Raw genomic sequence first — 17,808 nt, 5'->3', positions numbered from 1 at the left:
GCACCGTCGATGTTGACAGATGTGCCGCCATCGCCAGCAAGCCGGCTCCTACAGGTTTGTCCTGTGTTGCTCATGAAAAAACCGGCCGAGGCCGGTTTTTTCATTTCAACGAAGGCAGAATCAAGCGTTCTGCAGGTCGTCGAGGTAACGCTCGGCGTCCAGTGCCGCCATGCAGCCAGCGCCGGCCGAGGTGATCGCCTGACGGTACACATGGTCAGCCACGTCACCGGCGGCGAAGATGCCTTCCAGGTTGGTCGCAGTGGCGTTGCCTTCACGACCGCCCTGCACCACCAGGTAACCGTCTTTCAAGGTCAACTGGCCTTCGAACAACGAGGTGTTCGGGGTGTGGCCGATGGCGATGAACACACCGTCGACTGTCACTTCGTCGAAGCTGCCGTCGTTGTTCTTCAGGCGGGCACCGGTCACGCCCATGTTGTCGCCCAGCACTTCGTCCAGGGTCGCGTTCAGCTTCAGCTCGATCTTGCCTTCGGCAACGCGGGCGTTCAGCTTGTCGATCAGGATCTTCTCGGCACGGAAGGTTTCGCGACGGTGGATCAGGGTTACCTTGCTGGCGATGTTGGCCAGGTACAGGGCTTCTTCAACCGCGGTGTTGCCGCCGCCAACCACTGCCACAGGCTTGTTGCGGTAGAAGAACCCGTCGCAGGTCGCGCAGGCCGAAACGCCTTTGCCCATGAACGCTTCTTCGGATGGCAGGCCCAGATAACGGGCGCTGGCGCCGGTAGCGATGATCAGGGCATCACAGGTGTAGGTCGCGCTGTCGCCGGTCAGGGTGTACGGCTTGGCGGCGAAGTCGACTGCATTGATGTGATCAAACACGATCTCGGTTTCAAAGCGTTCGGCGTGCTCTTTCATGCGTTCCATCAGCGCCGGGCCGGTCAGGCCGTGGACGTCGCCCGGCCAGTTGTCGACTTCGGTGGTGGTGGTCAGTTGACCGCCGGCCTGCATGCCGGTGATCAGCAGTGGCTTGAGGTTGGCACGGGCGGCATACACCGCGGCGCTGTAACCGGCGGGGCCGGAACCGAGAATAATCACTCGCGAATGACGGACTTCAGACATGACCTGCTCCTGTTGACCGGCCCGGAACACCTGGCGCGGAACGCCGGATTGCCGGCGGGAATAAAAAAGAACGGTTGAAGCACTTGTGCAAGGCTTGAACACGACCGTCCTGTAAAAAGATTGGGTGCAGCGTATCGAGGGGGCGAAGATTAAGGAAATACGGTTTAACAATCCAGCTCATAGGTGGTCTCTATCCCATTCCGGTGACTATATAGACGTCTTTGTTACAGTGAATGTCGATACTGCTGCCGCGCTTTCACCCACAAGGCAAAGCCGGTAAGGTCGGCGCGTTTTCCCTTTGCTCGGAGCACGTTATGCCCGCCCCTGTCCTGTCAGGCCCGCAATACCTGCGTGAAGGCCTCAAGCTGGTGTTGAGCCCCAGTCTGCGTTTGTTCGTACTGCTGCCGCTGGCGATCAATCTGGTGCTGTTCGTCGGATTGATCTATCTGGCCGGCCACCAATTCAGTCTGTGGGTCGATACGCTGATGCCATCGCTGCCCGACTGGCTGAGCTTTCTCAGTTACATCTTGTGGCCGATTTTCGTGGTGCTGGTGCTGTTGATGGTGTTCTTCACCTTCACCATGCTCGCCAACATCATTGCCGCGCCGTTCAACGGCTTTCTCGCGGAGAAAGTCGAAGTGGTGGTGCGTGGCACCGATGACTTCCCGGCCTTCAGCTGGGGCGAACTGATTGCGATGATCCCGCGCACGCTGGCCCGGGAAATGCGCAAGCTCGGCTACTTTCTGCCGCGGGCCATCGGGCTGTTCATTCTGTCCTTCATCCCGGTGGTGAACATCATTGCAGCCCCCCTGTGGCTGCTGTTCGGCGTGTGGATGATGGCGATCCAGTACATCGACTACCCGGCGGACAACCACAAACTGGGCTGGAACGAAATGCTCGCCTGGCTGCGCGAGAAACGCTGGCAGAGCATGAGTTTCGGCGGCAGTGTTTATCTGGTGCTGCTGATTCCGGTGGTGAACATCCTGATGATGCCGGCCGCCGTGGCCGGGGCGACGTTGTTCTGGGTACGTGAGCGCGGCGCCGAGAATCTGGTAACCCAACGCTGAAGCATTCATAAATCCATCATCCCACCGTCACAACGACGACATGGCCCCAATCGACACTGGGGCCATGACAACAGCTCTGCATATCACCCTGATCACCGAAACCTTCCCCCCGGAAATCAACGGCGTGGCCAATACCCTGGGTCGCTTGTGCGACGGTTTGCGCGCGCGCGGGCATCAGGTCGAATTGGTGCGACCGCGTCAAGGTTGCGACCAGCAACTGAGCAGCGACGATGAGTTGTTGCTGTGCCGAGGCTGGCCACTACCGGGCTATCCCGGTTTGCAATGGGGTCAGTCGTCGATGCACAAGCTGTTGCGACGCTGGAAGCGCCATCGCCCCGACGTGTTGTACATCGCCACCGAAGGACCGCTGGGTCTGTCGGCATTGCGTGCCGCACGGCGCCTGGGGATTTCGGTGGTCAGCGGGTTTCACACCAATTTCCAGCAGTATTCCCATCAGTACGGCTTCGGCTTGCTGACGCGCCTGCTGACTCACTATCTGCGCTGGTTTCACAACCGCTCGACCATGACCCTGGTGCCCAGCGTCAGCCAGCGCATGGAGCTGGAGCGGCGGCATTTCGAGCGTCTGGCGTTATTGTCTCGCGGGGTCGACAGCCAATTGTTTCACCCGGCCAAACGCTTGAACGCGCTGCGTGAACAATGGGGACTGGCCGAGGATGACATCGCGATCATCCACGTCGGGCGCCTGGCCCCGGAAAAGAACCTGGGCCTGCTCAAACGTGCCTTCGATAAGCTCAAGTCGAGTTATCCACAGCGCAATCTGAAATTGATCGTAGTGGGTGACGGTCCGCAGCGTCAGACCCTGGAAAGGGAGATGCCCGAGGCAATTTTCTGTGGCGCACAACGGGGTGAAGCGCTGGCCTGCCACTATGCATGCGGGGATGTGTTTCTGTTTCCCAGCCTGACCGAAACCTTCGGCAATGTTGTGCTTGAGGCACTTGCTTCGGGGCTTGGCGTGGTCGCTTACGATCAGGCAGCGGCGGCCCAGCACATTCGTCATGGCTACAACGGTGTATTGGCGATGCCCGGGGATGAAGAGGCGTTTTGCGATGCTGCCGTGTGGCTATTGGAAGGAAGGGAAACCTTGCGTTGCATACGCTTGAATGCGCGCCAGCATGCCAGCCGCCAGGGGTGGGCGACGATTATCGAGCAGTTCGAAGGGCAGTTGCGCGGGGCTTGTGCCGGGGAGATGGTGGTGCTGAATGCACCGACTGTACCTTGAATTTTTTGTGATTTTTGAGATCGCCATCGCCAGCAAGCCGGCTCCTACAGGTTCTGAGAAATCACGAACATTGGTAGGAGCCGGCTTGCTGGCGATGGCGTCAAAGCAGACGCCGCTTAAACCAGCGTCATCAACGCCTCACGGCTGAACGGCAGGATGTCTTCCTCACGTCCATCGCGCACTTTCTGTGCCCAGTCCGGATCCACCAGCAACGCACGGCCGACCGCTACCAGATCGAACTCCTCGTTGTTCAAGCGCTCCAGCAGTTTTTCCAGGCTGGCCGGTTGCGCGACCTTGTCGGTGTTGACCATGAATTGCAGGAACTCGCCATCCAGGCCGACGCTGCCCACGGTGATGGTCGGTTTGCCGGTGAGTTGGCGCGTCCAGCCCGCCAGGTTCAGCTCGGAACCGTCGAACTCCGGCTCCCAGAAACGGCGAGTCGAGCAGTGGAAAATATCCACGCCGGCATCCGATAGAGGCTTGAGGAAATCACCCAAGGCTTGCGGCGTTTGTACCAGGCGCGCGGTGTAATCCTGCTGCTTCCACTGGGAGAAACGGAAGATGATCGGGAAGCCTTCGCCGACTGCTGCCCGCACAGCCTGAATCAATTCGATGGCGAAGCGCGAACGATTAGCCAGGCTGCCGCCGTACTCGTCAGTGCGCTGGTTGCTGCCTTCCCAGAAGAACTGATCGACCAGATAGCCGTGGGCGCCGTGGATTTCCACGCCGTCCATGCCGATGCTCTGGGCATCCTTGGCCGCTTGAGCGAACGCGGCAATCACGTCCTGAATATCCTGCTTGGTCATGCCGTGAACCACAACCTGACCGTCCTTCACTTTTTCCGACGGCCCGTAACCCGGCACGCTGGCATCCGGCTCGGTGCCGATACGGCGCACGCTGCCCACGTGCCACAGTTGCGGAACAATCTTGCCGCCTTCGGCGTGAACCGCGTCGACCACTTTCTTCCAGCCCGCCAGCGCGGCTTCACCGTAGAAATGCGGAACGTTCGGATAGCCATTGGACGCCTGGTGACCGACGGTTGTGCCTTCGGTGATGATCAGGCCTACACCGGCCGCGGCGCGACGACGGTAGTACTCGATCACTTTTGAATTTGGTACACCGCCCGGGGAGAAGGAACGGGTCATTGGCGCCATGACGACGCGAGTCGGCAGTTCAAGGGTGCCGAGGTGGAACGGTTTGAACAGGGCTTGTACGGGCATGGGACGCTCCACGGAAGAATGACTTTATGACGACTATAATATGGAGAGTCCGTCGCATTGAACAGCACTATTGATTGCAGTGATTTAGCACTAAAAGATAGTCAATAACGTAGGAGCCGGCTTGCTGGCGAATCAGACGACGCGGTGTGTCAGGGACACCGCATTCACTGGCAAGCCAGCTCCTACAGGGGGGAGATATCAGCTCAGGGCTTTTTCTATTGCGTGAACGATGGTTGGATCATCCGGCGCCGTACGTGGCGAGAACCGCGCCAACACACGACCGTCCTTGCCCAGCAGGAATTTTTCAAAATTCCAGGTGATGTCACCCGGGAATTCCGCGCCCTCGCCAGCCAGCAGGCGATAGAGCTGATGACGCTCATGCCCGTTGACTTCCAGCTTGCTGGACAGTGGAAACGTCACGCCATAATTGAGGCTGCAGAAATCCTTGATCTCTTGTTCGCTGCCCGGTTCCTGCCCGGCAAACTGGTTGCACGGCAAGCCCAAGACGCTGAAGCCCTTTGCCTTGAATTGCTGGTAGAGGTTTTCCAGCGCTGCGTACTGCGGAGTCAAGCCACATTTGGATGCGACGTTGACTACCAGCACGACTTGCCCTTTGAAGGGTGCCAGCGGTAGCTCCTGTCCATCCAGGGCTGTCAGTTTAAGGTCGTGAAAAGCACTCATGGCGTACTCCAGATTCCCGTGTTCTTCTCGAAACAGCCACTTGGCGGTGTCGGCCGCAGACTAAAAAGGCGCCCTCGGGGCGCCTCTCCAGTTATCTGAGCTTAGCGCAGAAATCAGTGATGATGGCCACCTTCGCCATGGACGTGACCATGAGCGATTTCTTCCTGGCTGGCATCACGGATGTCGATGATCTTGACCTGGAAATTCAGGCGCTGACCGGCCAACGGGTGGTTGCCGTCAACGGTGACATCGTCGCCGTCCAGATCGCGGATGGTCACGATCTGCATCTGGCCGTCCGGAGCGGATGCGTGGAACTGCATGCCCACTTCCAGCTCATCCACGCCTTCGAACATGCTGCGGCTCAGGGTGCTGACCAGTTCTGCAGCGTATTCGCCGTAAGCGTCTTCAGGTTCAACGGCTACAGTCAGTTCGTCGCCGACAGCCTTGCCTTCCAGGGCTTTTTCCAGGCCCGGGATGATGTTGCCTGCGCCTTGCAGGTAGACCAGCGGCGCGCCGCCGGCGGAGCTGTCGATGACCTCACCAGCGTCGTTGGTCAGGGTATAGTCGATGGAGACAGCCTTATTGGCGGCGATCAGCATGGGGCGAGACCTTTTGCATAAGAATATTGAAAGACCAAGTTTAGCGAAGCAATCGTCCGAAAGCGAACACAACCCGGACAGACGGGATTCGACGATCACCGGCTTCCATCAGGACGAAGGCGGCCACTGGGTCGCCGAGCTTTCCTGCGGACATACCCAACACCTGCGACATCAGCCGCCCTGGCAATCCCGGGCCTGGGTCATGGACCCGGCGCAACGGCTTGAAAAAATAGGCCAGCGCTTTGACTGCGGTTGGTGCGCACAAGGCTCGGTTAGCGATAACCTTGGCGACTGAATTTCGGTAGTCGACCAGATATAGGCCGGCACCATTGCCATGCACCTCCAGAGAATCCGCATGCAAACTTTTTTTATCGCACCCACCGATTTTGGTGTGGGTCTGACCTCCATCAGCCTCGGGCTGGTGCGCACCCTTGAGCGGGCCGGGCTCAAGGTCGGTTTTTTCAAGCCCATCGCCCAGCCGCACCCGGGTGACACGGGGCCGGAACGATCCACTGAACTGGTTGCCCGCACTCACGGTTTGAAACCGCCTCAACCCTTGGGCCTGGCCCATGTCGAGCGCATGCTTGGCGACGGTCAGCTGGATGAGTTGCTCGAAGAAATCATCACCCTTTATCAGCAAGCCGCCATCGGCAAGGACGTGCTGATCGTCGAAGGCATGGTCCCGACCCGCAGCGCCAGTTACGCCGCACGGGTGAACTTGCACTTGGCCAAAAGCCTGGACGCCGAGGTGATCCTGGTCTCGGCACCGGAAAACGAAGTGCTGACCGAGCTGTCTGGTCGCGTTGAGTTGCAGGCACAATTGTTCGGTGGACCGAAGGACCCGAAGGTGCTCGGCGTGATCCTCAACAAGGTCAAGACCGACGAAAGCATGGAGGCCTTTGCCTCACGCCTCAAAGAGCATTCGCCGTTGCTGCGTAGCGGGGATTTCCGTCTGCTGGGCTGCATCCCGTTCCAACCGGAGCTGAACGCCCCGCGTACCCGCGACGTGGCCGACCTGATGGGGGCCCAGGTGCTCAACGCCGGCGACTATGAAACCCGGCGCATGACCAAGATCATCATCTGCGCCCGCACCATGCGCAACACTGTGGAGCTGCTCAAGCCCGGTGTGCTGGTAGTGACCCCCGGCGATCGCGACGACATCATCCTCGCCGTCAGTCTCGCGGCCATGAATGGCGTGCCCCTGGCTGGCCTGTTGCTGACCAGCGACACCCTGCCCGACCCGCGCATCATGGACCTGTGCCGTGGCGCTCTGCAGGCCGGTCTGCCGGTATTGTCTGTGAGCACCGGCTCCTACGACACCGCCAACCAGTTGAACGGCCTGAACAAGGAAATCCCGATCGACGACCGCGAGCGTGCGGAAATCATCACCGATTTTGTCGCGAGCCATCTGGACGCCAACTGGCTGCACCAGAGATGCGGCACCCCAAGGGAGATGCGACTGTCACCCGCGGTGTTCCGCTATCAACTGATCCAGCGTGCTCAGGCCGCCAACAAGCGCATTGTATTGCCCGAAGGCAGCGAGCCACTCACCGTACAAGCCGCGGCAATCTGTCAGGCCCGCGGCATCGCACGCTGCGTGTTGCTGGCCAAACCCGAGGACGTGCAAGCCGTCGCCCGCGCCCAGGGAATCGAGCTGCCGCCAGGATTGGAAATACTTGACCCGGACTTGATCCGCGAACGCTACGTCGAGCCGATGGTGTCCTTGCGCAAGAGCAAAAGCCTCAACGCCCCGATGGCCGAACAGCAACTCGAAGACACTGTGGTGATCGGCACCATGATGCTGGCGCTGGATGAAGTCGATGGCCTGGTGTCAGGCGTCATTCACTCCACCGCCAACACCATCCGCCCTGCTCTTCAACTGATTAAAACGGCGCCGGGCTGCACCTTGGTGTCTTCGGTGTTCTTCATGCTGTTTCCCGAAGAAGTGCTGGTCTACGGTGACTGCGTCATGAACCCGCACCCGAGTGCCAGCGAACTGGCCGAGATTGCCCTGCAAAGCGCGGATTCGGCAGCGGCCTTCGGCATCACGCCACGGGTCGCGATGATCAGTTACTCCAGCGGAGAATCGGCCAGTGGTGAAGAAGTCGAAAAGGTCCGCGAAGCGACCCTCCTTGCCCATGAGCAGCAAAACTCGCTGCTGATCGACGGCCCATTGCAGTACGACGCCGCCGCCAACGAAACCGTCGCCCGGCAACTGGCGCCAAACAGTCAGGTGGCGGGTCGCGCCACGGTGTTTGTGTTCCCCGACCTCAACACCGGCAACACCACCCACAAAGCCGTGCAGCGCAGCGCCGATTGCGTCAGCCTCGGTCCGATGCTGCAAGGCCTGCGCAAACCGGTGAACGATTTACCGCGCGGCGCGCAGGTCGACGATATCGTCTACACCATCGCGTTGACCGCGATTCAAGCCGCCAACCGACCTATGGATGTTTAAATGCTGGATTTTCTACCTGCACCGTTGCGCGGCGTGATCGCTGCGTTGTTGTTGGCCCTGAATACGATTTTGCTTTGCTCGTTTCTGTTCTGTGTAGCGCTCGTCAAGGTGTTGCCGTTCGCCCTCACCCAGCGGCTCGCGGGCTGGTTGATGAACCACACCCACGAAGCCTGGATCAGCCTCAACAAGGGCTGGATGAATCTGGTGCGGCGTACACGCTGGCACGTCAGCGGCCTGCAAGGCCTGGACTATCAGCACTCGTACCTGATCACCAGCAACCATCAGAGCTGGGTCGATATCCTGGTGCTGCAGTACGTGCTCAATCGGCGCATTCAGCCGCTGAAGTTTTTTCTGAAACAGGAGCTGATCTGGGTACCGGTGATTGGTCTGGCGTGGTGGGCGCTTGGCTTTCCGTTCATGAAGCGCTACTCCAAGACCTATCTGGAGAAGCACCCGGAGAAGAAAGGCAAGGACCTGGAAACCACCCGCAAGACCTGTGCGAAGTTTCGCAACAACCCGGTGGGCATCTTCAATTTCGTCGAAGGCACGCGCTTCACCGAGGGCAAGCACAAGCAACAGCAGTCACCCTTCAAGTACCTGCTCAAGGCCAAGGCCGGCGGCATTGCCTTTGTGCTGGATGCGATGGGCGAGCAGCTTGAATCCCTGGTCAACGTGACCATCCACTATCCCGCCGGCCGTCCGGGTTTCTGGGATTTGCTGTGCGGGAACGTGGCGGATGTGGTGGTGCACTTTGAAGAGCTGAAGATTCCGCCGCAGTTCATCGGTAAGAACTACGATCAGGACGGTGAATACCGACTTCAATTCCAGGGTTGGATCAATCAGCTGTGGCAGGACAAGGACGCGTTGCTGGAACAGATGCATCGGGAGTATCCGAAGATTTAAGATCAAAAGATCGCAGCCTTCGGCAGCTCCTACATTGGTTCGGCGTACATCCTGTAGGAGCTGCCGAAGGCTGCGATCTTTTGTCGATCTGAAAGACACAAAAAAACCCGCTGATGATCACTCATCGGCGGGTTTTTCATTTGCGGCTAAAGCTTAGATCGCACCACGCTCACGCAGCAGATCCAGCACTTGCTTGACGCTTTCTTCCAGCGACACGGACTGGGTGTCGATCACCAGATCGGCATCCAGCGGCACGTCGTACGGGAAGGATTCGCCCGGGATGTTATCCCCGGCTGCCGCGTACAGACCTTGTGGATCACGCTCGGCGCAAACGGTTGGCGAGGCCTGGACGTAGACCGTCAGCAGACGCTCCTTGCCGATCAGTTCCCTCGCCTGTTCACGACCTTCGGCACTCGGCGCAACGAACGCTGCCAGGGTCAGCAGACCCGCTTCGTTGAACTGACGCGCAACATGCGCGGCACGACGCCAGTTCTCGGTACGCCCGGCGCGATCCTGTGGCAGACCTTTGTTCAGGTCGTGGCGCAGGTTCTGGCCATCGAGCACGAACACCGCACGACCCAGGTCGAACAGCTTGCGTTCAACCGCATACGCCAGGGTGCTTTTACCCGCGCCCGACAAGCCGCTGAACAACACGGTGGCCGGTTGCTGACCGAAGCGCTGTGCGCGTTCTTCGGTGGCGACGTGAGCCAGTTTGCCATGGTGCGTGCTGGTGCCATGGGCCAAAGGCTGGGCGACGATCATGCCCGCGCCAACGGTGCCGTTGGTCAAGCGGTCGATGATGATGAACGCGCCGGTGGTGCGGTTGCTGTCGTAACCGTCGAGGGCAATGGGCGCATCGAGCGCGATCTTGACCTTGCCGATTTCGTTGAGCTGCAACGCGCTGGCCGGGCCTTCTTCAAGCGTGTTGACGTCGACCTTGTTGACGATGCTGGCAATCGAGCCCGGCACGTAACTGGTGGCGCGTTTGATGTCGTATTTCTTGCCCGGCAGCATTGGCTCTTCAGCCATCCACACCAGCATCGCTTCGAAGCTGTCGGTCACCGGCGGCACGTTGTCGGCATGCACCAACAGGTCGCCACGGGAGATATCGATTTCGTCTTCCATGGTCAGCGTGACTGCCTGACCAGGACCTGCGTGCTCCAGCTCACCTTCGAAGGTGACGATGGATTTCACGCGGCTGCTCTTGCCCGACGGCAGCACAACCACTTCGTCGCCTTTCTTGACGATGCCGCTGGCGAGGGTGCCGGCGAAACCGCGGAAATTCAGGTTCGGACGGTTGACGTACTGCACCGGGAAACGCAGGTCGGTGAAGTTGCGATCGCCCGCCACTTCCACGGTCTCGAGAATTTCCATCAGCGACTGGCCGGTGTACCACGGCGAACGCTCGGACTTGTTCACCACGTTGTCGCCCTTCAAGGCCGACATCGGCACGAAGTGCATCGTGGTGGGCTTCATCTTCAAGCCTTCGGCAAACTGCAGGTAATCGGCCTTGATCGACTCGAACACGCCCTGGTCGAAGTCCTTGAGGTCCATCTTGTTGATGGCCACGACGATGTGCTTGATGCCCAGCAGCGAGGCGATGAAGCTGTGGCGACGTGTCTGGGTCTGCACGCCGTAACGGGCGTCGACCAGGATGATCGCCAGGTCACAGGTGGACGCACCAGTGGCCATGTTGCGGGTGTACTGCTCATGACCGGGAGTGTCGGCGATGATGAATTTGCGCTTGGCGGTGGAGAAATAGCGGTACGCAACATCGATGGTGATGCCTTGTTCGCGCTCGGCCTGCAAGCCGTCGACCAGCAATGCCAGGTCGATGTCCTCACCGGTGGTGCCGACTTTTTTCGAGTCGCGGGTGATCGCTTCCAGGTGATCTTCGTAGATCATCTTGGAGTCGTGCAGCAAGCGCCCGATCAGGGTGCTCTTGCCGTCGTCGACGTTACCGCAGGTCAGAAAGCGCAGCAGCTCTTTACGTTCGTGCTGGCCCAAGTAGGCGAGGATGTCCTCGCTGATCAAATCAGATACGTGCGACATGACAACCCCTTAGAAATAACCCTGACGTTTTTTGTCTTCCATGGAGCCGGCGCCATCGTGGTCGATGACACGGCCCTGGCGCTCGGAAGTTCGCGTCAGGAGCATTTCCTGAATGATGTCCGTGAGGCTTTCGGCCTCAGACTCCACCGCGCCCGTCAACGGGTAGCAACCAAGGGTACGGAAACGCACTTTCTTTTTGACGATGCGGGCTTTGTCTTCATCGCTCAGGTGTTCGAGGATGCGCTCGTCGTCGATCATGATCAGCGTGCCGTTCTTCTCGATGACTTCACGCTCAGCGGCGAAGTACAGCGGGACGATCGGGATGCCTTCCAGATAGATGTACTGCCAGATGTCCAGCTCGGTCCAGTTCGACAACGGGAACACACGAATGGATTCGCCCTTGTTGACCTTTCCGTTGTAGACGTTCCACAACTCGGGCCGCTGATTTTTCGGGTCCCAGCGGTGCTTGCTGTCGCGGAACGAGTACACGCGCTCTTTGGCACGGGATTTCTCTTCATCGCGACGGGCACCGCCGAATGCTGCGTCGAAACCATATTTGTCGAGAGCCTGTTTCAGGCCTTCGGTCTTCATGATGTCGGTGTGTTTGGCGCTGCCGTGGGTGAACGGGTTGATGCCCTGCGCAACGCCTTCCGGGTTGACGTGGGTGATCAGGTCCAGGCCCAGCTCGGCGACCATCTTGTCGCGGAAGCTGTACATCTCCTGGAATTTCCACTGGGTGTCGACGTGCATTACCGGAAACGGCAGCTTGCCTGGGAAAAATGCCTTGCGTGCCAGGTGCAGCATCACGGCGGAGTCTTTACCGATCGAGTACAGCATCACCGGGTTGTCGAACTCGGCGGCCACCTCGCGGATGATGTGGATGCTTTCCGCCTCCAGCTGTTTCAGATGCGTCAGTTTGTCGACCATGGCTACTCACGAAATCTTTCTTATGAACGGCCAGCGGGCCGTGTTCGAGCGGGGAATCCTAGCACAGCGACCTCTTCTAATCAGGACGCCAACTAGATCGAAAGAGCATATGAATATGCCCGCTCGTTTGGGCGGTACGGAGCTTCTGTAGGAGCGAGCAGGCTCGCGATGGTCGTCAACGATAACGCTGCAAACCTGACCCCCAGTGTTGTTCTCAGGTTCATCGCGAGCGTGCTCGCTCCTACAGTGTCGCGTTCACCGTCAGATCGGATTCGGGCAATCGATGAAGATGTGCTCAAGGGCGAAGCGCCGCGCCAGGTAATCGCCAAGCGCCTGAATGCCATAGCGTTCGGTGGCATGGTGACCGGCAGCGATGAAGCTGATGTCGTTTTCCCGGGCGCTGTGAAAGGTTTGCTCCGACGCCTCGCCGCTGAGGTACAGGTCGACGCCTGCCAACACCGCTTGATCGATATAGCCCTGCCCACCGCCGGTGCACCAGCCGACCCGACGGATCATGTTGCTGCCTTCAATCAACAGTGGCTCACGTCCCATGACTTCCTGCACACGGCGGGCGAAATCGCGAGGGGTCATCGGTTCGTTCAGCGAGCCGACCAGGCCAACAATTTTCAGGTTGTCGGGGTCCAGTGGGCCTTCGACAGTTATGTCCAGTTGACGTGCCAACTGCACGTTATTGCCGACATCCGGGTGCAGATCCAGCGGCAAGTGATAGGACAGCAGGCTGATGTCATGCTTGAGCAAGGTCTTCAAGCGACGCTGTTTCATGCCGGTGATGCACGGGTTTTCGCCCTTCCAGAAGTAACCGTGGTGGACCAGTACCAGATCGGCATTGGCCTCGACGGCGGCATCGAGCAACGCCTGACTGGCCGTGACGCCACTGACGATGCGCATCACCTGCGGCCGTCCTTCGACCTGCAGGCCGTTGGGGCAGTAATCGGCAATTTTCGAACTGCCGAGGTAACGGTCGGCTTCTTCGACCAGGGTGCTCAGGGCGACGGCCATAAAAGACTCCTAAATATCCCGTTCAGAGGCACGCGTGGCCTCGTATAATGCGCGTCATTATGAGCGGTCTCATACCGCCTGCAACTCTCTCAGGACGTGCTTAATGCTCAAGGCGCTGCGTTTTTCCGGCTGGCCGCTGTTGGCCGGCGTGCTTGTCGCTCTGTTAATCATCCAGCGTTACCCGCAGTGGGTCGGGCTTCCCAGCCTCGACGTGAACCTGCAACAGGCCCCGCAGACCACCAGCATGCAGCAGGGCCCGGTGTCTTATGCGGAGGCGGTGACCATCGCCGCGCCGTCCGTGGTGAACCTGTACACCACCAAAGTCATCAACAAACCCAACCATCCGCTGTTCGAGGACCCACAGTTCCGGCGCTTCTTCGGCGACAACTCGCCCAAGCAGAAGCGCATGGAATCGAGCCTCGGCTCCGGCGTGATCATGAGCCCGGAAGGCTACATCCTGACCAACAACCACGTGACCAGCGGCGCCGACCAGATCGTGGTGGCCCTCAAGGATGGGCGTGAAACCCTGGCCCGAGTGATCGGCAGCGACCCGGAAACCGATCTCGCGGTACTGAAAATCGACCTCAAGACCCTGCCTTCGATCACCGTCGGCCGCTCCGACAACATCCGCATCGGCGACGTCGCGCTGGCCATCGGCAACCCGTTCGGCGTAGGCCAGACCGTGACCATGGGCATCATCAGCGCCACCGGCCGCAATCAGTTGGGCCTGAACAATTACGAAGACTTCATCCAGACGGACGCCGCCATCAACCCCGGCAACTCCGGCGGTGCATTGGTCGACGCCAACGGCAACCTGACCGGTATCAACACGGCGATTTTCTCCAAGTCCGGTGGCTCCCAGGGCATCGGCTTTGCCATCCCGGTCAAACTGGCCATGGAAGTGATGAAGTCGATCATCGAGCACGGTCAGGTGATTCGTGGCTGGCTGGGTATTGAAGTGCAGCCACTGAGCCAGGAACTGGCGGAATCCTTTGGTCTCTCGGGGCGTCCGGGCATTGTGGTCGCCGGGATCTTCCGCGACGGTCCGGCGCAAAAAGCCGGCCTGCAACTGGGCGACGTGATTCTCGCCATCGACGGCGAACCGGCTGGTGACGGACGTCGCTCGATGAACCAGGTGGCACGGATCAAACCGACCGACAAAGTCACGATCCAGGTAATGCGCAACGGCAAGGAATTGAAGCTCACCGCGGAAATAGGCTTGCGTCCGCCGCCGGCTCCGGTCAAGGAAAAGGAAAAGGAAGAAAACTAAGCAAACCGCACGAGCCCTTGCAGGAGCGAGCTTGCTCGCGAAGGTGTATCAGTCGACATCACTGTGTCTGAGAAACCATCGCGAACAAGCTCGCTCCTACAGAGGGCAGCGGTGTTTTAGAGATCGCCTAAACCATCGATCAACGCCTGATTCTGCTCTGGCGTGCCAATGGATATCCGCAAGAACTGGGCGATCCGTTCCTGTTTGAAGTGCCGAACGATTACACCTTGCTCACGCAACTTCGCCGCCAGGCCTGCCGCATCGTGCTGCGGGTGACGGGCAAAAATGAAGTTCGCCGCCGACGGCAGGACTTCAAAACCCTTCGCCTGCAACTGCCCAATAACCTTCTCGCGACTGTCGATGACCAACTGGCAGGTCTTGTCGAAATACTCGCGATCCTCGAACGCCGCAGCCGCTCCGACAATCGCCAGACGATCCAGCGGATAGGAGTTGAAGCTGTTCTTGATGCGTTCCAGCGCTTCGATCAAGTCCGGATGCCCGACCGCCAGGCCAACCCGCAGGCCAGCCAGGGAGCGGGACTTGGACAACGTCTGGGTCACCAGCAGATTCGGATAACGGTCTACCAGGGTGATTGCCGTTTCACCGCCGAAATCGATGTAAGCCTCGTCCACCACAACCACGGAATCCGGGCTGGCCTTGAGGATCTGCTCCACCGCTTCCAGCGCCAACAGGCAACCGGTCGGTGCGTTCGGGTTGGGGAAAATGATCCCGCCGTTCGGCTTGGCATAGTCCGCCGGGTTGATCTGGAACCGCTCGTCCAGCGGCACCGCGTCGAACTTGATGCCGTACAACCCGCAGTAGACCGGATAGAAGCTGTAGCTGATGTCCGGGAACAGCAGCGGCTGATCGTGTTGCAGCAGACCATGGAAAATGTGCGCCAGGACTTCGTCGGAACCATTACCGAGGAACACCTGATTACCTTGCACGCCGTAATACCTGGCAACGGCTTGCTTAAGCACATCGCTGTTCGGGTCCGGGTACAGACGCAGGTTGTCGTTGAGTTCGGCTTGCATCGCGACCAAGGCTTTGGGCGATGGGCCGTACGGGTTTTCGTTGGTATTGAGCTTTACCAGTTTGGTCAGCTTCGGCTGCTCGCCCGGTACGTAAGGCACCAGATCCTTGACGAACGGACTCCAGAATTTACTCATGTTCAGTTTCCCTTTTGTTCGTCAGCGATGCGGTATTCGGCGCTGCGGGCGTGAGCGGTCAGCGACTCGCCACGGGCCAGTACGGACGCGGTCTTGCCCAGAACGGAGGCGCCCTGCTCGGAGCAGAAGATGATCGACGAGCGCTTCTGGAAGTCGTACACACCCAAGGGTGAAGAGAACCGCGCGGTCCCGGAAGTCGGCAGCACGTGGTTGGGACCGGCGCAGTAATCGCCCAGCGCCTCAGAGGTGTGGCGGCCCATGAAGATGGCGCCGGCGTGGCGGATCTGCGGCAGCCAGGCTTGTGGATCGGCGACAGACAATTCGAGGTGCTCCGGCGCGATGCGGTTGGCGACTTCGATGGCTTGCTCCATGTCGCGCACCTTGATCAGCGCCCCACGCCCATTGATCGAGGTCTCGATGATAGCGGCGCGCTCCATGGTCGGCATCAGCTTGGTGATGCTCGCAGCGACCTTGTCGAGGAACTCGGCGTCGGGGCTGACCAGGATTGCCTGGGCGTCTTCGTCGTGCTCGGCCTGGGAGAACAGGTCCATGGCGATCCAGTCCGGATCAGTCTGGCCGTCGCACACCACGAGGATTTCGGACGGGCCGGCAATCATGTCGATACCGACCTGGCCAAACACCTGGCGCTTGGCGGTGGCGACATAAATGTTGCCCGGGCCGACCACTTTATCGACCTTCGGCACGCTTTCGGTGCCGTAAGCCAATGCAGCAACGGCTTGAGCGCCACCGATGGTGAACACGCGGTCAACGCCGGCGATGCAGGCCGCGGCCAGCACCAGTTCGTTGATTTCACCGCGCGGGGTTGGCACTACCATGACCACTTCGGTAACGCCGGCGACTTTGGCCGGAATCGCGTTCATCAACACCGACGACGGGTACGATGCCTTGCCACCTGGTACGTACAGGCCGGCGCGGTCCAGCGGCGTGACTTTCTGGCCCAGCACCGTGCCGTCGGCCTCGGTGTAGCTCCAGGAGTCCTGCTTCTGTTTTTCGTGGTAGCTGCGTACACGAGCCGCGGCGACTTCCAGAGCTTCACGCTGAGCTACGGAGATGCGGGTAAGCGCCAGTTCCAGACGCTCACGCGGCAGGATCAGGTCGGCCATGGATTTCACGTCCAGCCCGTCGAACTGCCGGGTGAAGTCCACCAGTGCCGCGTCGCCACGCTCACGCACGGCCTTGATGATGTCCAGCACTCGCTGATTGACCGAGTCGTCAGACACACTTTCCCAGCTCAGCAGATGATCCAGATGATGCGCGAAATCCGGGTCAGCAGCGTTGAGTCGGCGAATTGCAGTCGGTGCGGTCATAGCGAGAGCCTCATAGGAATGGCAAAAACTCAGGCGCCCTAACTTAGCAGTCGTTTCCGCTTGGGCACCTGAGATTCTGGCTATGAGGCGGATAGACGGGCGCGACTCAAGGTCGCGCAGGTGAATCAGCCGCGGTGTCGAGACTCCACTGCCTTGCGCAGGGTGTCGATCAACGCCTGGATACGGGCGTGCTGCATCTTCATCGAAGCTTTGTTGACGATCAGCCGGGAGCTGATAGCGGCAATGAAATCCTGTGGCTCCAGGCCGTTGGCCCGCAGCGTGTTGCCGGTGTCGACCACGTCGATGATCTTGTCGGCCAGACCGATCAGCGGTGCCAGTTCCATCGAGCCATACAGCTTGATGATATCGACCTGACGACCTTGCTCGGCGTAGTAGCGCTTGGCAACGTTGACGAACTTGGTGGCGATGCGCAGACGACCCTTGGGCTCGACGGCGCCGACTTTACCGGCGGTCATCAGCTTGCACTGGGCAATCTGCAGGTCCAGCGGCTCGTACAGGCCCTGGCCGCCGTATTCCATCAGCACATCCTTACCCGCGACGCCAAGGTCGGCGGCACCGTGCTCGACGTAGGTCGGCACATCGGTAGCACGCACGATCAGCAGACGGACGTCGTCCTGGGTCGTGGGGATGATCAGCTTGCGGCTCTTGTCCGGATTCTCGGTCGGCACAATGCCCGCTTCAGCCAGAAGCGGCAATGTGTCGTCAAGGATGCGGCCCTTGGACAGTGCGATAGTCAGCATGGGAAACGTCAGCCCTTAATCAGGAATCTTATGCCCGGT

16 protein-coding genes are annotated in these 17,808 nt (G+C 59.7%); 6 read left to right on the top strand and 10 right to left on the bottom strand.

All coding sequences use genetic code 11. The annotated features are described in order from the left end of the window. Positions 1 to 120 precede the first annotated feature (120 nt). Positions 121 to 1,077, bottom strand: coding sequence for a thioredoxin-disulfide reductase (gene trxB / locus AD668_RS03465; RefSeq protein ID WP_053154655.1), 957 nt, complete (start codon positions 1,075 to 1,077; stop codon positions 121 to 123). Between the two features lie 314 nt (positions 1,078 to 1,391). Here trxB and cysZ point away from each other — a divergent pair, with 314 nt between their 5' ends. Further along, a complete protein-coding gene (gene cysZ, locus AD668_RS03460) occupies positions 1,392 to 2,144 on the top strand; it encodes a sulfate transporter CysZ (RefSeq protein WP_053154652.1) in 753 nt (250 codons plus the stop codon). 40 nt (positions 2,145 to 2,184) lie between these two features. Then, on the top strand, positions 2,185 to 3,384 hold the full coding sequence (locus AD668_RS03455) for a glycosyltransferase family 1 protein (protein ID WP_053154649.1): 1,200 nt from the start codon (positions 2,185 to 2,187) through the stop codon (positions 3,382 to 3,384). Between the two features lie 116 nt (positions 3,385 to 3,500). Here AD668_RS03455 and AD668_RS03450 read toward each other — a convergent pair whose 3' ends face one another. The 3 genes from AD668_RS03450 to AD668_RS03440 form a co-directional block, all read right to left on the bottom strand. After that, on the bottom strand, positions 3,501 to 4,604 hold the full coding sequence (locus AD668_RS03450) for an NADH:flavin oxidoreductase (protein WP_053154646.1): 1,104 nt from the start codon (positions 4,602 to 4,604) through the stop codon (positions 3,501 to 3,503). A 198-nt stretch (positions 4,605 to 4,802) separates the two neighbouring features. After that, a complete protein-coding gene (locus tag AD668_RS03445; protein ID WP_053154641.1) occupies positions 4,803 to 5,285 on the bottom strand; it encodes a glutathione peroxidase in 483 nt (160 codons plus the stop codon). A gap of 113 nt (positions 5,286 to 5,398) precedes the next feature. Then, positions 5,399 to 5,884: a peptidylprolyl isomerase gene (locus AD668_RS03440; protein ID WP_007901600.1), complete on the bottom strand. Its 486-nt coding sequence runs from the start codon at positions 5,882 to 5,884 to the stop codon at positions 5,399 to 5,401. On the opposite strand from AD668_RS03440, the gene AD668_RS28530 reads away from it, so the two are divergent. The 3 genes from AD668_RS28530 to AD668_RS03425 are packed head-to-tail and all read left to right on the top strand — an operon-like array spanning position 5,853 to position 9,242. Then, positions 5,853 to 6,179 carry a DUF3565 domain-containing protein gene (locus tag AD668_RS28530; protein ID WP_082344417.1) on the top strand — a complete coding sequence of 109 codons (327 nt, stop codon included), beginning with the start codon at positions 5,853 to 5,855 and terminating at the stop codon, positions 6,177 to 6,179. The two genes, AD668_RS03440 and AD668_RS28530, sit on opposite strands and share 32 nt — an antisense overlap. 60 nt (positions 6,180 to 6,239) lie before the next feature. After that, positions 6,240 to 8,339 carry a phosphate acetyltransferase gene (gene pta / locus AD668_RS03430; protein ID WP_053154638.1) on the top strand — a complete coding sequence of 700 codons (2,100 nt, stop codon included), beginning with the start codon at positions 6,240 to 6,242 and terminating at the stop codon, positions 8,337 to 8,339. Beyond that, positions 8,340 to 9,242, top strand: a complete 903-nt coding sequence (locus AD668_RS03425; RefSeq protein ID WP_053154635.1) for an acyltransferase — start codon at positions 8,340 to 8,342, stop codon at positions 9,240 to 9,242. A 153-nt stretch (positions 9,243 to 9,395) separates the two neighbouring features. On the opposite strand, the gene cysN is transcribed toward AD668_RS03425, so the two are convergent. The 3 genes from cysN to AD668_RS03410 all read right to left on the bottom strand — a co-directional run bounded on the left by cysN (position 9,396) and on the right by AD668_RS03410 (position 13,241). Then, positions 9,396 to 11,294 (bottom strand): sulfate adenylyltransferase subunit CysN, encoded by a 1,899-nt coding sequence (gene cysN, locus AD668_RS03420; protein ID WP_053154632.1) that lies wholly within the window; start codon positions 11,292 to 11,294, stop codon positions 9,396 to 9,398. Between the two features lie 9 nt (positions 11,295 to 11,303). Then, a complete protein-coding gene (gene cysD, locus AD668_RS03415; RefSeq protein ID WP_053154630.1) occupies positions 11,304 to 12,221 on the bottom strand; it encodes a sulfate adenylyltransferase subunit CysD in 918 nt (305 codons plus the stop codon). A gap of 261 nt (positions 12,222 to 12,482) precedes the next feature. Beyond that, complete coding sequence (locus AD668_RS03410; protein WP_053154628.1) at positions 12,483 to 13,241, bottom strand: Nif3-like dinuclear metal center hexameric protein; 759 nt, start codon at positions 13,239 to 13,241, stop codon at positions 12,483 to 12,485. 103 nt (positions 13,242 to 13,344) lie between these two features. Between AD668_RS03410 and algW the strand changes: the two genes are divergently transcribed. Further along, complete coding sequence (gene algW / locus AD668_RS03405) at positions 13,345 to 14,511, top strand: Do family serine endopeptidase AlgW (protein WP_053154626.1); 1,167 nt, start codon at positions 13,345 to 13,347, stop codon at positions 14,509 to 14,511. Positions 14,512 to 14,627: 116 nt separating this feature from the next. Here the strand turns inward: algW and hisC are convergent, their stop codons facing one another. The 3 genes from hisC to hisG form a co-directional block, all read right to left on the bottom strand. Further along, a complete protein-coding gene (gene hisC, locus AD668_RS03400; RefSeq protein ID WP_053154623.1) occupies positions 14,628 to 15,680 on the bottom strand; it encodes a histidinol-phosphate transaminase in 1,053 nt (350 codons plus the stop codon). Positions 15,681 to 15,682: 2 nt separating this feature from the next. Beyond that, positions 15,683 to 17,008, bottom strand: coding sequence for a histidinol dehydrogenase (gene hisD, locus AD668_RS03395; protein WP_053154620.1), 1,326 nt, complete (start codon positions 17,006 to 17,008; stop codon positions 15,683 to 15,685). Between the two features lie 125 nt (positions 17,009 to 17,133). Next, entirely contained in the window at positions 17,134 to 17,769 is a 636-nt protein-coding gene (gene hisG, locus AD668_RS03390; protein ID WP_007970278.1) for an ATP phosphoribosyltransferase, read from the bottom strand. Positions 17,770 to 17,808 lie beyond the last annotated feature (39 nt).

The sequence above is a fragment of the Pseudomonas sp. P1.8 genome (assembly GCF_001269805.1).
GTDB lineage: Bacteria > Pseudomonadota > Gammaproteobacteria > Pseudomonadales > Pseudomonadaceae > Aquipseudomonas.
This window is presented reverse-complemented; position numbering and strand designations above follow the sequence as displayed.

Coding starts and splice junctions, on each gene's coding strand:
- cysZ (WP_053154652.1), top strand. CDS start 1,392: ATGCCCGCCCCTGTCCTGTCAGGCCCGCAATACCTGCGTGAAGGCCTC.
- AD668_RS03440 (WP_007901600.1), bottom strand. CDS start 5,884: ATGCTGATCGCCGCCAATAAGGCTGTCTCCATCGACTATACCCTGACC.
- trxB (WP_053154655.1), bottom strand. CDS start 1,077: ATGTCTGAAGTCCGTCATTCGCGAGTGATTATTCTCGGTTCCGGCCCC.
- AD668_RS03425 (WP_053154635.1), top strand. CDS start 8,340: ATGCTGGATTTTCTACCTGCACCGTTGCGCGGCGTGATCGCTGCGTTG.
- pta (WP_053154638.1), top strand. CDS start 6,240: ATGCAAACTTTTTTTATCGCACCCACCGATTTTGGTGTGGGTCTGACC.
- cysD (WP_053154630.1), bottom strand. CDS start 12,221: ATGGTCGACAAACTGACGCATCTGAAACAGCTGGAGGCGGAAAGCATC.
- hisG (WP_007970278.1), bottom strand. CDS start 17,769: ATGCTGACTATCGCACTGTCCAAGGGCCGCATCCTTGACGACACATTG.
- AD668_RS03455 (WP_053154649.1), top strand. CDS start 2,185: ATGGCCCCAATCGACACTGGGGCCATGACAACAGCTCTGCATATCACC.
- AD668_RS03450 (WP_053154646.1), bottom strand. CDS start 4,604: ATGCCCGTACAAGCCCTGTTCAAACCGTTCCACCTCGGCACCCTTGAA.
- hisD (WP_053154620.1), bottom strand. CDS start 17,008: ATGACCGCACCGACTGCAATTCGCCGACTCAACGCTGCTGACCCGGAT.
- AD668_RS28530 (WP_082344417.1), top strand. CDS start 5,853: ATGGAGACAGCCTTATTGGCGGCGATCAGCATGGGGCGAGACCTTTTG.
- AD668_RS03445 (WP_053154641.1), bottom strand. CDS start 5,285: ATGAGTGCTTTTCACGACCTTAAACTGACAGCCCTGGATGGACAGGAG.
- hisC (WP_053154623.1), bottom strand. CDS start 15,680: ATGAGTAAATTCTGGAGTCCGTTCGTCAAGGATCTGGTGCCTTACGTA.
- AD668_RS03410 (WP_053154628.1), bottom strand. CDS start 13,241: ATGGCCGTCGCCCTGAGCACCCTGGTCGAAGAAGCCGACCGTTACCTC.
- algW (WP_053154626.1), top strand. CDS start 13,345: ATGCTCAAGGCGCTGCGTTTTTCCGGCTGGCCGCTGTTGGCCGGCGTG.
- cysN (WP_053154632.1), bottom strand. CDS start 11,294: ATGTCGCACGTATCTGATTTGATCAGCGAGGACATCCTCGCCTACTTG.